At 73.1% G+C, this 15093-nt stretch carries 13 protein-coding genes; 6 read left to right on the forward strand and 7 right to left on the reverse strand.

The window, feature by feature from the left end:
* Window positions 1–54 precede the first annotated feature (54 nt).
* Window positions 55–1362 (forward strand): sulfite oxidase, encoded by a 1308-nt coding sequence (locus AB0B63_RS08840; protein ID WP_357016052.1) that lies wholly within the window; start codon window positions 55–57, stop codon window positions 1360–1362.
* Window positions 1363–1471: 109 nt separating this feature from the next.
* Here AB0B63_RS08840 and AB0B63_RS08845 read toward each other — a convergent pair whose 3' ends face one another.
* Window positions 1472–2875, reverse strand: a complete 1404-nt coding sequence (locus AB0B63_RS08845) for an endo-1,4-beta-xylanase (protein ID WP_357016055.1) — start codon at window positions 2873–2875, stop codon at window positions 1472–1474.
* 206 nt (window positions 2876–3081) lie between these two features.
* The gene (locus AB0B63_RS08850; protein WP_357016058.1) at window positions 3082–5028 is read right to left on the reverse strand and encodes an ABC transporter ATP-binding protein; all 1947 of its coding nucleotides are present in this window, start codon (window positions 5026–5028) and stop codon (window positions 3082–3084) included.
* Between the two features lie 234 nt (window positions 5029–5262).
* On the opposite strand from AB0B63_RS08850, the gene pgi reads away from it, so the two are divergent.
* From pgi to AB0B63_RS08870, 4 genes are all read left to right on the forward strand, one after another.
* Entirely contained in the window at window positions 5263–6900 is a 1638-nt protein-coding gene (gene pgi, locus AB0B63_RS08855) for a glucose-6-phosphate isomerase (RefSeq protein ID WP_357016062.1), read from the forward strand.
* 151 nt (window positions 6901–7051) lie between these two features.
* Window positions 7052–7753, forward strand: coding sequence for a GntR family transcriptional regulator (locus AB0B63_RS08860; protein WP_357016065.1), 702 nt, complete (start codon window positions 7052–7054; stop codon window positions 7751–7753).
* Window positions 7754–7872: 119 nt separating this feature from the next.
* A complete protein-coding gene (locus AB0B63_RS08865; RefSeq protein ID WP_357016068.1) occupies window positions 7873–8700 on the forward strand; it encodes a sterol desaturase family protein in 828 nt (275 codons plus the stop codon).
* 95 nt (window positions 8701–8795) lie between these two features.
* Complete coding sequence (locus AB0B63_RS08870; protein WP_357016071.1) at window positions 8796–9401, forward strand: lysoplasmalogenase; 606 nt, start codon at window positions 8796–8798, stop codon at window positions 9399–9401.
* On the opposite strand, the gene AB0B63_RS08875 is transcribed toward AB0B63_RS08870, so the two are convergent.
* The 4 genes from AB0B63_RS08875 to AB0B63_RS08890 form a co-directional block, all read right to left on the reverse strand.
* On the reverse strand, window positions 9394–10233 hold the full coding sequence (locus AB0B63_RS08875) for an ATP-grasp domain-containing protein (protein WP_357016074.1): 840 nt from the start codon (window positions 10231–10233) through the stop codon (window positions 9394–9396). The two genes, AB0B63_RS08870 and AB0B63_RS08875, sit on opposite strands and share 8 nt — an antisense overlap.
* Window positions 10234–10478: 245 nt before the next feature.
* The gene (locus tag AB0B63_RS08880; RefSeq protein ID WP_357016077.1) at window positions 10479–10925 is read right to left on the reverse strand and encodes a DUF1232 domain-containing protein; all 447 of its coding nucleotides are present in this window, start codon (window positions 10923–10925) and stop codon (window positions 10479–10481) included.
* A gap of 141 nt (window positions 10926–11066) precedes the next feature.
* Window positions 11067–12791 carry an acyl-CoA dehydrogenase gene (locus AB0B63_RS08885; protein ID WP_357016080.1) on the reverse strand — a complete coding sequence of 575 codons (1725 nt, stop codon included), beginning with the start codon at window positions 12789–12791 and terminating at the stop codon, window positions 11067–11069.
* Window positions 12792–12843: 52 nt separating this feature from the next.
* The gene (locus AB0B63_RS08890; RefSeq protein WP_357016083.1) at window positions 12844–13395 is read right to left on the reverse strand and encodes a PadR family transcriptional regulator; all 552 of its coding nucleotides are present in this window, start codon (window positions 13393–13395) and stop codon (window positions 12844–12846) included.
* Window positions 13396–13519: 124 nt separating this feature from the next.
* On the opposite strand from AB0B63_RS08890, the gene AB0B63_RS08895 reads away from it, so the two are divergent.
* Window positions 13520–13819, forward strand: a complete 300-nt coding sequence (locus tag AB0B63_RS08895) for a hypothetical protein (RefSeq protein WP_357016086.1) — start codon at window positions 13520–13522, stop codon at window positions 13817–13819.
* A gap of 225 nt (window positions 13820–14044) precedes the next feature.
* Here AB0B63_RS08895 and AB0B63_RS08900 read toward each other — a convergent pair whose 3' ends face one another.
* Complete coding sequence (locus tag AB0B63_RS08900; protein ID WP_208566595.1) at window positions 14045–15079, reverse strand: ABC transporter substrate-binding protein; 1035 nt, start codon at window positions 15077–15079, stop codon at window positions 14045–14047.
* Between the last annotated feature and the right edge of the window lie 14 nt (window positions 15080–15093).

Consider the following 15093-nt stretch of genomic DNA (forward strand, 5'->3'; position numbering starts at 1 on the left):
GGTAACTCCTACTGATTCAATAGGAGTTACCGTCGCCGAGCCGAAGGAGCCCCGGTGTCCACCGTTGTGTCGTACGACGAGGCAGACCACGACGCCCGCCGGGCCCGGCAGTGGCTGGCCGGTCAGGCCCGGGACCCCGGGGTGTCCCGGGCCGAGCTGATCGCGGTGGGCACGGCGATGAGCGCCCTCGCCGCCGCCACCGACACCCGGGATCCGGTCACGCCCGCCACCGGCACACGGGAGCCGGTCACGCCCGCCGCCGGGCCGGTCGGGGTGGCCCCGGGCATCATCAAACCGCTCGACCCCGCGCAGCTCACGCCCCGCGACGGCAACGCCGAGATGCGGTGGGAGGCGATGTCCGGCCAGGGGTACGTGGTGCCGAACGACCGGTTCTTCGTCCGCAACCACACCCACACCCCCCGCATCGACGCCGACACCTGGCGACTGCGGCTGTACGGCGACGGCCTGCGCGACACACCGACCCGGGACGCCCCGATCGTATTCGGCTACGCCGACCTGCGGGCGCTACCCGCCGTCGAGCTGCCCGCCCTGGTCGAGTGCGCCGGCAACGGGCGGCACTTCTTCGCCAGCCAGCAGGACACCCCGGCCTCCGGGGTGCAGTGGCGGCTCGGCGGTGTCGGGGTGGCCCGCTGGCGCGGGGTGCCGCTGGCCACCGTGCTACGGCACGCCGGGCTGACCCCCGACGCGGTGGACGTGATGCCGGAGGGCCTGGACCCGCCGTACGTCAGCGGGGGTGTCGACCTCGGCCGGGTACGCCGTCCGCTGCCGATCGGCAAGGCCCTCGACGACGTGCTGCTGGCGTACGAGATGAACGGTGCGCCGCTGCCACCCGACCACGGCTTCCCGGTCCGGGTGGTGGTGCCCGGCTGGATCGGGATCTCCTCGATCAAGTGGGTCGGTGCGATCGAGGTCTCCACCGTCGCGCTGTTCTCCCCGTGGAACACCAGCCTCTACCGGATGTTCGGACCCGGCCGGCCGGTCGACGGTGGGCCGGTCGACACGCAGTCGGTCAAGAGCGCGTTCGAGCTGCCCTGGGACGCCCGGCTGGCGGCCGGTGTCGAGACCACGCTGACCGGCCGGTCGTGGTCCGGGGCCGGTCCGATCGACCGGGTCGAGGTCGACACGGGCGACGGGTGGCAGCCCGCCACGCTGGTCGGGGCGGACCGGGGCGGGCCCTGGCAACGGTGGTCGACGCGGTGGTGTCCGCCGACCGCCGGCCGGTGGACGCTGCGGGCCCGCGCGGTGGACGTGACCGGTCGGGGTCAGCCCGACCGGGCCCCGGGCAACGACCTCGGGTACCTCTTCGACGGAGTGGTCCGGCATCCGGTGACGGCGGTGTGAGCCGCCCGTCGCCCGGGTGCCATGGGCGGCCGGGTGCCACGAGCGGCCGGCCGGCCCGGCGCGACGGTCGTCGCCGTCGCGCCGGGTGGGGGCCGGGATCAGACCGGGGTCAGGCGCGGGCGCAGGTCGCCGTGCCGGTGGGACCGTTGCCGGTGCCCTGGAAACCGAACTCGGTGCCGGCTCCCGCACCGACGGTGCCGTTGTAGCTGACGTTGCGGAAGCTGACCGCACCGGAGGTGCCGGTGTGCTGCGCGTTCCACGCGTTGGTGACGGTGGCGTCCGACGGCAGGGGCAGGTTGACCACCCAACCGTCGAGCCCGGCCGGGCCGGCGGTGACCTTGACGGTGGTCACGAAGCCGCCGGGCCAGGAGTTCACCGACACCGCCGCGGTGCAGGCACCGTCACCGGGCGGCGGCGTGGTCGGCGGCGGGGTCGTCGTCGGCGGTGTGGTCGGCGGGACGGTGGTGCCGCCCGCGTTGAGCGCGTCCAACGTGGAGGTGTACGCGGCCTTCTTGGCACCGTTGCCGTCGAAGAGCAGCGGGGTGGCGCTGGACCGCCACGAGTCGGTGTCCCGGATGCCGGAAACGGTGATGCCGGTGCAGCGGGAGACCGCCAGGCAGGCGCTGACCACGCGGGAGTAGCTGTCGGCCTGGGAACTGCCGGAGCCCTCGATGTCCAGCTCGGTGATCTGCACCTCGACGCCGAGGTCGACGAAACGCTGGAGGTTGGCCTGGTAGTCCGACGGCACCGGCGACTGGGCGGTGAAGTGGGACTGGAAGCCGACGCAGTCGATCGGCACGCCCCGGGCCCTGAAGTCCTGGACCATGGCGTACACGCCGTTGCTCTTCGGGTTCTGCCCGTCGGTGTAGTAGTCGTTGTAGCAGAGCTTCGCGCCCGGGTCGGCGGCGCGGGCGGCCCGGAACGCCGCCTCGATCCAGTCGTCACCGGTGCGCTGCAGGTTGGAGTCCCGACGCGCACCGCTGCCACCGTCGGCGAACGCCTCGTTCACCACGTTCCACGCGTGGATCTTGCCACGGTAGTGGGTGGCGACCTGGGTGACGTGGTTGAGCATGGCGTTGCGCAGGGCGGTGCCGGACAGGACCGCCGTCCAGCGCGGTTGCTGCTGGTGCCAGGCCAGCGTGTGACCGCGGACCCGCATCCCGTTGGCCTCGGCGTGGCTGACCAGCTTGTCGCCGCTGGCGTAGGTGAACTGGTTCGGGCTGGGCTCGGTGGCGTCCCACTTCATCTCGTTCTCGGCGGTCACCGAGGTGAACTCACGGTTCAGGATGCCGACGTAGACGGAGTCGGAGAGCCTGTTCACCGCCACCGCGGTGCCGAAGTAGCGGCCCGTCTCGGCGGCGGCGGCACCGAGGGTGGTGCCGGCGCTGGCACTGGAGGCGAGGGCGACGGTGGTGCCGACGGCGACCACGCCGGTAACGATCGAGACCAGTGCGGCACGCAGCCGCGGTGGTGTGGTCCGACGCCCGCTGCTGCGGGCGGACACATGGTTCATGGCAGAGGCCTTTCAAGACGGTGAGGGGTGCACCGTCCCGACCTTTCGCCCGAGTGCGGTGGCCGGCCCGGGAGGCGGGGTGGTCGCCCGGAGGCCACTCCCGCCTGTGCCGTCGCTCAGCCGCCACCGCCGAGGTCGAGGGGTTACCCGGTGACGCTATCGAAACATCTCCCAGAGTTCAACGAACGTCGATGCCTGAGCCGCCGTCACTCGGTGGCGGCGAGGTAGCCGCTCGCCTGCAACTCGAACAGCTCCCGGTAGGGCCCGTCGGCGGCCATCAGCGTGTCGTGGTCGCCCTGCTGCACCAGCCGACCGTGGTCCATCACGAAGATCTGGTCGGCGTGCCGGACGTTGGCCAACCGGTGGGTGATCAACACGACCGTCCGGTCGGGCCGCCGCCGCAGGTGCTCGAAGAGCGCGTGCTCGGCGCGGGCGTCGAGGGCGGCCGACGGCTCGTCGCAGATCAGCAACCGGGCGTCGCGGTAGAGGCCCCGGGCGGCCACCAGCCGCTGCCACTGCCCGCCGGAGAGGTCGTGGCCGTTCTTGAACTCCCGGGCCAGCAGGGTGTCGTAGCCGAACGGCAGCCCGGCGATCATGTCGTGCGCGGCGGCCGACCGGGCGGCGTCCTCGACGGTCGGGCCGGCCGCGTCCGGGGGCCGGTCGTGCCGGCCGATGCGGATGTTCTGCGCGGCGGTGAACGGGAACTTCCACCACTCCTGGGTCATCACCGCCACCTGGGCCGCCGTCGCCGCCGGGTCCAACTCGGCGACGTCGACGCCGTCCCACCGGATCACCCCGCCGGTGGGCCGGTAGAGGCCGGCGATCAGCTTGGCCAGCGTGGTCTTGCCGGAGCCGTTCTCACCGACCAGGGCGATCACCTCGCCCCGCCGGATGGTCAGGCTGACCTCGTCCACCGCCGGGGCGTCGGTGTCCGGGTAGCGCAGGCTGACCCGGTCCAGCTCGATGTGCTCGAAGCCGGCGGTGGGCCGCCCCTGCCCGGCGGCGGTGCGGCTGTCGGCCCGGTCGAGGAAGTCCCGGTAGTCCTGGTAGTAGAGGGCGTCCTCGTAGAGGTTGTTGGTGGCGTAGACGGCGAGCGCGAGGCTGCTGCGCGCCGACTGGAGGGCGAGCAGGGCGGTCGCCGCCGCGGCGAGCGCGACCACGCCGGTGAGCAGCAGCCCGCCGAGCACGGCGTAGACCGCGAAGGCCGCGATCCCGCCGACGGACATCCCGACGGCCCTGGTCCGGCTCTGCGCCCGGGCCAGCCGCAGCAGCGCGGCCGTCTCGACGGTCATCATCCGGCGGAACTCGGCGAGCAGGAAGTCCCGCATCTGGTAGGCGCGCACCTCGGCGGCGGTGTGCCGGTTGGCCATCAGGTGGGCGAGCATCCACATCCGGCGGCGGCGGTTGATCCGGGCCAGCATGTCCAGGTACTGCCGGCGGGCCATCCGCACCGCGGTGACCGCCTCCGGCACGGCAGCCAGCAGCAGGCAGGGCAGCAGCACCGGTTGGATCACGGTCACCGCGGCGGCGGTGGCGAGCACGCCCACCACCCCGGTGATCAGGTTGACGGTGTGGTCGACGATCGACGCCGCCTCGGCCATCCCCCGGTCACGGACCCGGTCCATCTCCTCGGCGAAACCGGCGTCGTCGAAGGCGGCCAGCTCGACCGCCGTGGTGGTCTCGAACAACCGCAGCTCCACCGCGTAGTTGATCTGTGGGATCAGCCGGGCCTGCGCCCAGCCGGCGGTGACGGTCAACGTGCCCTTCACGGCCACCGCCGCGGCGGCCAGGACCAGCGCGGGCAGCGCGGCCCGGACCCGGTCGGGCGTCGGACCGGCGGCGAACAACTCGCGCAGCACCCCGGTGGTGGCGAGCAGACCGAGGGTGGTCATCACCCCGGCGGCGAGGTTCAGACCGATCGCGGCGAGGGTGTCGCGACGGTTGGTCGCCCAGGCCAACGCGATGGCCTCGCGCACCAGCCGGGGCAGCCGACGGGCCACCGACCGGAAACTGGTGTGCGCGAACTCGGTGGCGTGGTGCATCCATCCGCCGTCCGCCAACTCCGGCAGATCCAGCCCGGCCTCCGCCGACCCGGCCTCCGCCGCGGGCTCGTCCGTGGGGGTCGAACGGCGGGGACCGATCACCGTCGCCATGGGTCCTCCCGGGCCGAAGGGGGCAGGGCACGGCGAGCCTACTGTCGGCGACGATCCGGTGTCGCCCCGTGCCCGGCGTGTCGTACACCTGTCGCATTGGCGTGTCGCCGGCCACCCCGGGGCGGCGGCTGCGCCGGGTCGCGTCGCGTGGCCGCGCCCCGGGTGGCAGGCTGGGACGCGAACCGTCGGCGGCACCACGCGCCGACGACCGTCGTGAAGGAGAAGATCGACCCGATGGCTGCGAGTGTGACCACCACCGACGAATGGCAGGCGCTGCGCAAGCACGCCGAGACGATGCGCGGCACCCACCTGCGGGAGCTGTTCGCGGCCGACCGGCAACGGGGTGAGCGGCTCACCGGCGAGGTCGCCGACCTGCACGTCGACTACAGCAAGCACCTCGTCACCGACGAGACGATCGGGCTGCTCACCGCGCTGGCCGGGCGGGTCGGGCTGACCGACCGGATCGCCGCGATGTTCGCCGGGGAGCACATCAACTCCACCGAGGACCGGGCCGTGCTGCACACCGCGCTGCGGCTGCCGCGCGACGCCGCGCTGACGGTGGACGGTCAGGACGTGGTCGCCGACGTGCACCGGGTGCTGGACCGGATGGCCGCGTTCAGCGAGCGGGTCCGCTCCGGGCAGTGGCGCGGGCACACCGGCGAGCGGATCAGCACGGTGGTCAACATCGGCATCGGCGGCTCCGACCTCGGCCCGGTGATGGCGTACGAGGCGCTCAAGGCGTACCGGGACGGCGGGATCACCTGCCGGTTCGTCTCCAACATCGACCCGACCGACATCCACGACAAGACCCACGACCTCGACCCGGCGAGCACCCTGTTCGTGGTGGTGTCGAAGACCTTCTCCACGCAGGAGACGCTGGCCAACGCCGAGCAGGCCAAGACGTGGCTGCTGTCGGGCCTGGACGCCGACGACGACGCGGCGATCGCGAAGCACTTCGTGGCGGTGAGCACCAACGCGGGGCGGGTGGCCGACTTCGGCATCGACCCGGAGAACATGTTCGGCTTCTGGGACTGGGTGGGTGGCCGCTACTCGCTGCCGTCGGCGGTCGGGCTGTCGGTGATGCTGGCGGTCGGGCCGGACCGGTTCCGCGAGTTGCTGGCCGGCTACCACGCCGTCGACGAGCACTTCCGTACCGCGCCGGTGGAGCGGAACCTGCCGGCGCTGCTGGGCCTGCTCAACGTCTGGTACGTCGACTTCCTCGGCGCGCAGACCCACGCCGTGCTGCCGTACTCGCAGTACCTGCACCGGTTCCCGGCGTACCTGCAACAGCTGACCATGGAGAGCAACGGCAAGTCGGTGACCCTGGACGGCACGCCGGTCGACCACCCGACCGGGGAGATCTTCTGGGGCGAGCCGGGCACCAACGGCCAGCACGCCTTCTATCAGCTCATCCACCAGGGCACCGTGCTGATCCCGGCGGACTTCATCGCGTTCAGCCAGCCCAACCACGACCTGGGCGAGATGCACGACCTGTTCATGTCGAACTTCTTCGCGCAGACCGCCGCGTTGGCCTTCGGCCGGACGGCGGAGCAGGTCGAGGCGGAGGGCACCCCCGCCGAGGTGGTGCCGCACCGGGTGATGCCGGGCAACCACCCGACCACCTCGATCATCGCGCCGAAGCTCACCCCGTCGACGCTGGGCCAGCTCATCGCGCTCTACGAGCACATCGTGTTCACCTGCGGCGCGGTGTGGAACATCAACCCGTTCGACCAGTGGGGGGTGGAGCTGGGCAAGGTGATGGCCAACCAGCTCGCGCCGAAGCTGACCGGTGACGCGCCGGACCTGTCCGACGTGGACTCCTCCACGGCGGCGCTGATCCGCCGCTACCGCCGGGAGCGCGGCCGGGCCTGAGGTCCGGACGGCCGCTGCCGGGCACCCGGCAACGGCCACCGGTGAGGTCCGTCGGGACGGCGGCCGGGTCACCCGACCCGGCCGCCGTTTCTTTCCGTACGACTGGTCCAACCAGTTGACGGGTTGATGGGTGCGCCGGCACACTGCTGCCGTGGCCTTCGTCCCCGTGCCCCGCAGCTCCGTCTCCGACCACGTCTTCGCCCAGCTCCGCGACGCCATCGTCAGCGGGCGGCACTGCCCGGGCGACCCGCTGCCCGGTGAACGCGAGCTCGCCGCCGCGTTCGCGGTCAACCGGCACGCCGTGCGGGAGGCGTTGCGCCGGCTCCAACAGCTCGGGCTGCTGCGGGTCAGCCAGGGTGGCGTCACCCGGGTGTTGGACTGGCGGGTGCACGCCGGCCTCGACCTGGCCCTGTCCCTCGTCCAGTCCGGCGACGTGCTGCCGGTGGAGCACCTGGTCCGGGACATGCTGGAGATGCGCGCCTGCGTCGGGGTCGACGCGGCCCGGCGCTGCGCCGTCCGGGCCGGCGGGACGGTGGGGCAGGTCGTGGTCGACACCGTGGAACGGTTCGCCGCGCTCGCGCCCGACCTGGCCGCGATGGCCGAGGCGAACATCGCGCTGTGGCGGCACATCGTCACCGGCAGCGGCAACACCGCCTACCTGCTCTCCTTCAACAGCCTGGTGGCCGGGGCGCTGGCCGTCGGGGAGGTGCCGCCACAGCGACGCGCGGCCGAGTTGCTGGACGTCGCCGGGCACCGCCGGCTGGCCGCCGCGATCGCCGACGGCCGGGGCGACGACGCCGCCACCGAGGCCCACACCCTGCTCACCGCGTCCCTCACCGCCCCCACCGGCTGACCGCCACCCACCCGCCGACCGCTACCCACCCCCACCCGCCGACCGCTACCCACCCCCACCCGCCGACCCGTCCCGGGCGTCCACCCCCGCCGCCCGTCCCCCGGAAGGGAACGTCGCGCATGATCCCCGCCGTGCTCTACGCCGTACCGGCGTTCCTGCTGCTCATCGCCGTCGAGGCGTGGTCGTACCGGTTCGCGCCGGACGACGACGAACGCGGCTACGAGCGGCGGGACACCGCCACCAGCCTCACCATGGGCGCCGGCAGCCAACTGATCGGCTTCCCGTGGAAACTGCTCACCATCGGTCTCTACGTCGCGCTGTGGACCGTCGCCCCGGTGCAGCTCTCCCCCACCAGCGTCGGGACCTGGGTGCTGCTGTTCCTCGCCGACGACCTGGCCTACTACTGGTTCCACCGCACCCACCACGAGGTACGCCTGTTCTGGGCCAGCCACGTGGTGCACCACTCCAGCACGCACTTCAACCTGTCCACCGCGCTGCGGCAGAGCTGGACGCCGATGACCTCGCTGCCGTTCTGGCTGCCGCTGGCGTTGCTCGGCATCCCACCCTGGATGATCTTCCTCCAGCAGTCGGTCAGCCTGCTCTACCAGTTCTTCCTGCACACCGAGCGGATCGACCGGTTGCCCCGGCCGGTCGAGTGGGTCTTCAACACCCCGTCGCACCACCGGGTGCACCACGGGGCGAACCGCGAGTACCTGGACCGCAACTACGGCGGCATCCTGATCGTCTGGGACCGGCTCTTCGGCAGCTTCGCCCCGGAACGCACCCCCGTCCGGTACGGGCTGACCACGAACATCGGCACCTACAACCCGCTGCGGGTGGCCACCCACGAGTACGCGGCGATCTGGGCCGACGTCCGGCGGGCCGGCTCGTGGCGGCACCGGCTCGGGCATGTCCTCGGCCGCCCCGGTTGGCAGCCCGCCCGATGAGCCGCTCCCGACCCGACCGCCCACCCGGGCGTCCCGCGCCGCACCGCAACGGGTCGGCGGAGCAGACACGGCCGGCCAGGGCGGCGGGACGATGGTTGCTCGGGTCGTTCGGGCTGGTCACCGCCGTGGAGCTGACCGGGGTCGCGCTCGACTCGGCAGCGGTGCAGTGGGCGGCCAAGCCGCTGCTCGCCCCGCTGCTGCTCGGCTGGCTGCTCACCGTACGGCGGCGGTGGGACCCGGTGGCGACCGGGCTGGTCTGCGCGACGGCGGGTGACGTGGCGCTGCTGGTCCCCGGCACCACCGCGTTCCTGATCGGGATGGGGTGTTTCCTCGGCACCCAGGCGGCGTTCCTGGCGGCGTTCCTGCGCCACCGGCGGCCACCGGCGGGGGCAGTCGCCGGATACCTGACCCTGTGGTCGGCGGGGAACGCGCTGCTCTGGGGTCGGCTGGGCGACCTGCGGCTGCCGGTGCTCGGCTACAGCCTGGCGCTGAGCCTGATGGCCGCCGCCGGCTGGGGGGTGTCCCGGCGGGTGGCCGCCGGAGGTGCGCTGTTCCTCCTGTCCGACCTGCTGATCGGGGTCGAGGCGACGGGTGTCCGACTGCCCGGCCACGGGCTGTGGGTGATGACCACCTACCTGGCCGCGCTGCTGCTGATCACCACCGGCTGGGCGGGTCGCCCGGCACCGACCGCCGTCAGGTGAGGGCGGCGACCAGGGCTTGCGGGGCCATGGTGGACGGGCGGTCGCTGACCTGGCCGTCGCCGATCTCCACCAGCCGCCACCGACCGTCGGCATGCCGGGCCAGGTCGGCGGTGACGAACGGCAGACCGAGCGCGGACAGCACGGGGGCCAGCGGCCCGGTGTCCACCGGGGCGTCGGGAAGCTCCCCCGGGGTGTCCGGATGCGGGCCGGTGAGCACGCACCGGCCGGCGACCCACCAGGTGCGCACCTCGACACCGGACAGCGGTTCGAACCGGCGCAGCACGAAACCACCGGTGAAGTCGTCGTCGCGCAGTTCGCGCAGCCGGGTCGCGATCCGCCAGGCGGCCTCCGCGTCGGAAAGCTCGGGGACGAAGCACGCCTCGTGCCAGTGGTGCTTGGCGGACTTCGTCCAGTCACGCAGCACGGCCGGGCCGGTGCCCAGCCCGGTGCGCGCCCGGTCGAAGTCGGCCCGGTCGACGCCGACCGTCCAACGGGACTCGGGGGTGAGCGTCGCCGCGGTGGCGTACCACCCGGGCAGCTCGTGGGCGCGGCGGTACTGGTCGGGGTCGGTGCGTAGGGTCACCTGCCGGGCGCGGAGCGCCTCGGCGAATCCGGCGTACCCGGTGGCGGGCAGCATCCAGCCCCGGTAGACCGCGTCGTCGTCGGCGGGGACCCCGGCGACCGCCCGCCCCGGGTCGCGGCCCGCCGCGAGCGCGTCGTGGTCGACGACGGCCACCCGGTGGCCGGCCTCGCGGGCGGCCTGCGCCTCCGGCGCGAAGTGCGGGTCCGCTCGACGGGGGCGCAGCGGGTCGGCGGGGACGATCAACAGCATGCCCGCATCCTCCCCCAGCCGCGCCACCCCGGGCCGCACGCCCCGGGCGGTGCGGCTCCCCGGGTCCGGGGGTGGCTGAGCCGGCAGGTCGACCGGGGCGGTGCGGTTCGCCGGGTCGGGGGGTGGCTGAGCCGGTCGGGGGTGGCTGAGCCGACAGGTCGGCTCCGGGCGGTGCGGCTCCCCGGGTCGGGGTGGTGGCTGAGCCGCCGGATCGGCCCCGGGCGGTGCGACGCGCGGCAGCGGCGTCAACCCGCTGCCGGCCGGTCGCCGTCGGGCGGGCGGATGCCGTCGGGCAGGCGGATGCCGGTCAGCCGGCACAGCGCGGCGAAGCCGTCCTCGGTGCCCGGCCAGTGCCGGCGTACCGCGTCGACACCCGCCCGGCGGACCACCGCGCGCAGCACCGCAGCCACGATGATCGCGTCGTCGGCGTACCCGATGACCGGGACGAAGTCCGGGATCAGGTCGATCGGGACCGCCAGGTAGGCCATCAGCAGGCCGAGACGCACCCGTACCCCGCGCGGCAGGGTGGCGTCACCGGCCAGCCGGCGCAGCAGCCGCAGCAGGTCCGGCAGCAGCCGCAGCGCCTCCGTGAGCAGCGCACCCCGGGGCCGCACGACCAGCAGGCCGACCAGCAACGCCGCCCAGGCGGCCAGCACCGCGACGGCGACACCGAGCAGGACGTCCCGGAGCATCCGCTGCCTCCCTCCCCGCCGGACGACCGCCCGGAACGGGCCCGCCGCCCGGCCCGGACCAGCGGCACGACACCCGGGTCCGCTCCCCGCCGACGGGCCGACACCCGCACGGCATCCCACCACGGGACACCACGGACGGGATCAGGGGGTCATCTCGTAGCGACCGGCCAGGGCCTGGACCCGGGACCAGACCCGGCCGGCGCGGGCCGCGTCGGCGACCGGGCGACGGACCTGGGTCAGCGCCCAGGTGGCCTGGGCGTCGGTGGTGGTCGGCTTGCCGTGCAGTTCGGTGGCGTGGCCGGCGAAGTCGCGGACCAGGACGTCGAAGATCTGGTCGAGCAGGTCGACGTCGAGCCCGGTCACCCCGGCCTGCTCCAGGATGAGCTGACCGTAGACGACCAACGCGAAGAGCTGCCCGAGGGCGAGCAGGAAGTCGAGGTCACCCTGCTGGTCCTCGCCCGGCGGGTGGGCGGCGAGCAACTCGCGCAACCCGTCGGCCTGGGCGGTGAACCGGGCCACGTTCGGCACCTCGGCCCGGGCGGCGTACGCGGCCCGCCAGTCGTGGAACCGGATCGCGCCCAGGCCACGCGCCGGGCCCTGCCGGAACAGGAACCCGTCGTCGGCCGGGTCGTGCCGGGTGGGCACCGGGGGAAACTCGGCCGGGGCGAAGAAGTAGTTCGCCATGAACTTCAGGATCAGCGCCAGGTTGACGTGCACGGTGCCTTCGAGCTTGGGCAGCCCCCGGATGTCCCGGGCGGCCTTGTCGAAGTAGGTGTCCGCCTCGAACCCCTTGGCGGCGATGACGTCCCAGAGCAGATCGATCACCCGTTCGCCCTCGGTGGTCACCTTCATCTTGGTCATCGGATTGAACAGCAGGTAACGCCGGTCGTCGGGGCCGGCCGAGCGGAAGTAGTCCACCGCCCGGTCGCTGAACAGCTTCATCGCGACCAGCCGGGCGTACGCGTCGGTCAACTCCCGGCGGACGTGCGGGAAGTCGGTGACCCGCCGGCCGTAGAGCACCCGGCGGTGGGCGTGGGTGACCGCCTCGTACATGGCGTGTTCGCAGATGCCGATGCTGGCGGTGCAGAGGTTGAACTTGCCGACGTTGACGGTGTTCAACGCGGCGTCGAACGCGGCCCGGCCGGTGTGCAGCACGTCCTCGGCGCGCACCGGGTAGTCCTCCAGCCGGAACTCACTGACGTACATCTGCGCGTTGACCACGTTGCGGACCAGCCGGTACGCCGGGTGCCGGCTGTCGGCGGCGAAGAAGACGTAGCCGTCGGGCCCCTCGACGTCGGCGCGGCGACCGAAGACCGAGACCAGCCCGGCGACGTTGCCGTTGCCGATGTAGTACTTGCCGCCGGTGGCCCGGAAGCCGTCCGCGCCGTCGGGGGTGAGCAACATGTCGGTGGAGTAGATGTCGGCGCCGTGGGCCCGTTCGGAGAGGCCGAACGCCATCACGTGCCCGTCGTCGAGCAGCCCCGCCGCGCGGGCCCGGACGGCGGCGTTGTCGCTCTGCCAGACCGGGCCGAGACCGAGGACGGTGACCTGCCAGGTGTACCAGTAGCCGAGCCCGTAGAAGCCGAGCACCTCGCTGAGCGCGGCGTTGCGCGCGGTGTCCCAGCGTTTGGCCGGGTCACCGCCACCGTCGGCGGCCGGGGTGCAGAAGGCCGCGAACAGCCCCTGCGCGGCGACGAAGTCGAGGAAGTCGGCGTACCAGGTGTGGTCGTTGTAGCTGTCGACCAGCGCCTTCTTGCCCCGGCGCTCGAAGAAGTCGACCGTGGCCCGCAGCAGCCGGCGGGACTCCTCGTCCAGGTGGTCGGGGTTGTAACGGTGCGGGTCGAGCAGCAGGTTGTCGTCGGTCATCGCGAGGTGGTCCCTTCTCCGAAGGTGGTCGGCGGTCGGCGCGTGCGGGTGGTCAGTGGTCCAGGCCGCGCAGGGTGGCCAGGACGTCGTCGAGCCAGGCCAGCACCATCCGCTCGTACGCGATGCCGCCGCGCAGCACGACGTGCTGGAGGGCGGCACGGTCGTCGCCGGAGACGCCCCCGGGGAAGTCGCGACGCTCGCCGGCCAGGTAGCGGGCGAGCACCACCTCGTGGTCGGCGCGGTACCGGGCGACCTCGACGAGCAGGGCGACCCGGCCGGCCCGGTCGGTGAAGGCGGCCCCCCGGACCTTGACGGCGAGTTCGTGGCGCACCGCCTCCGGTTGGACCTCCTCGCGGAGCCAGTCGGTGAGCACGGCGTGGCCGGTGCCGGTGACCGACCAGCGCCGCTTGTCGGGCCGGCCGTGCTGGCCCACCTGTTCGGCGGTGATCCAGCCGTCGGTCCCCATCCGGGCGAGCACCCGGTAGATCTGCTGGTGGGTGGCGGTCCAGAACCGACCGATGGAGCGGTCGAACCGGTGGGCCAACTCGTAGCCGGAGCCCGGCTGCTCCAGCAGCGAGACCAGGATCGCGTGTTCGAGGGCCATCCCGGCATCCTGCTATGCAACGAGTTGCACAACAAGGGTGGAGTGGTGATCCCCACCAAGGTCGGTTGGTTTTGCTACCCGACCCGGTGGAGACTCTTCTCCGGTACCGACAAAGGGGGAGACCATGCCCGACACCGACCGCCCGCAGCGACATACCCGCGCCGCCGTGCCCGCCGGGGTGACCGATCCGCTCCTGTGGCGGATGGCCCTCGACGTGATCGACGCACACCATCCGGACCAGGCGGGGCGTTGCGACAACCTGCTCTGCGAGCACCAGGAGTGGCCCTGCGACGCCGCGCGCAACGCGCAGCGGGCGCTGACCATGGCCGGCGACACGACGACCGGCGTCACCGACGACCGGCGCACCGGCTGGGAGCAGCCCGGTCGGGCCGCGCGTCGCACCCGGTCCGTCGAAGCGGCCTGAACCGGCTTCCGTCGTCCTGTCCGCACCTGCGGCGGCTGGCGCACCGCAGCGGCGGACGGAGGCGACCGCACCGGCACACCACCGGTGCAGCGGTCGGCACGGTGACGCCCGGTGGCGGGGTGTCCGCACGCGGGCACCCCGCCCGCCACCGGTCGCGCCGGGCGACGGTCCGCCCGGTCTCGACGGGCCGACCCGGCCGCGCGCTGCGGCGATCCGGTGGCGGCGTCAGCCGAGACGCTTGGCGGAACGGATCGCGGTGGCCAGGTTCTCCAGCAGCGGGGCCGCGCCCGCGTACGAGAAGCGGGGCACCGCGTCCCACGGGGTGACCTGGTTGGCCCGGACCGCCGGCAGCTGCGCCCAGGTCGGCTTGGCCGCGAGGTCCTTGGGCTGCAACGCGGTGGAACGGTTGTCCAGCAGGATCAGGTCGGCCGGGAACTTACCGGCGTTCTCCCAGCTCAGCGCCTCGAAGTAGTCGCCGGCCTCCAGCTTGGTCGGCACCACGATGTCCACGCCCAGCTCGGCGAAGTACATCAGGTCCGTGCTGACCTTCGGGTTGGAGACGTAGAACAGGTCGGGGCTGCCCGAGGAGGCCATCACCCGGATCCCCGGGTTGGCCTTGACCGCCGCCCGCACCTGCTCGGCGGCGGCCTCGAAGCGGGCCTTGGCCTCGGTGACCTTCGTGGCCGACAGGTCCGCGCCGAGCGAGCGGGCCAGCTCGGCGTAGCGCTCGATCGGGCGGGTCATCGGGGTCCGGGCGGTGGTGATCGCCACGCTCGGCGCGAGCTTGAGGATCTTGTCGCGGCTCTCGTCCGGGACGTACCAGAGGGCGTCCGGGTCGTACATGTGGGTGACCAGCAGCTCGGGGCGCAGCGCGGCGTACTTCTCCACGTTGAACTCACCCCAGACGTTGCCCAGCACGGTGACCTTGTCGACGTCGAGGTCGCCGGCCTGCGGCTCGCGGGAGCCGTCGGTCCGGGTGGTCTCCCCGAACACGCCCACGAGCTGGGAGTCGAGTCCGAAGTCGACGAGCGCGGCGGCCACCCCGGTGAAGGCGACCACCCGGGTCGGCGCGGCGGGTGCGTCGACCTTGCGCTGCCGGTCGTCGGTGAAGCTCCACGGGCCGGCGGAGCCGCCGGCGGCGGGCTTCGCCGGGTCGTCGCCCCCGCCGCAGGCGGCGAGGAGGGCGGTCAGGGCCGCGCCGCCGCCGGCGGCGAGCAGGCCGCGGCGGGAGAGTCGGGGTGAGGACGAGGAAGGCAGCATGTGACGTCTTTCGG

It is taken from the genome of Micromonospora sp. NPDC049081, assembly GCF_040648835.1.
In the GTDB taxonomy this organism is placed as follows: domain Bacteria; phylum Actinomycetota; class Actinomycetes; order Mycobacteriales; family Micromonosporaceae; genus Micromonospora; species Micromonospora antibiotica.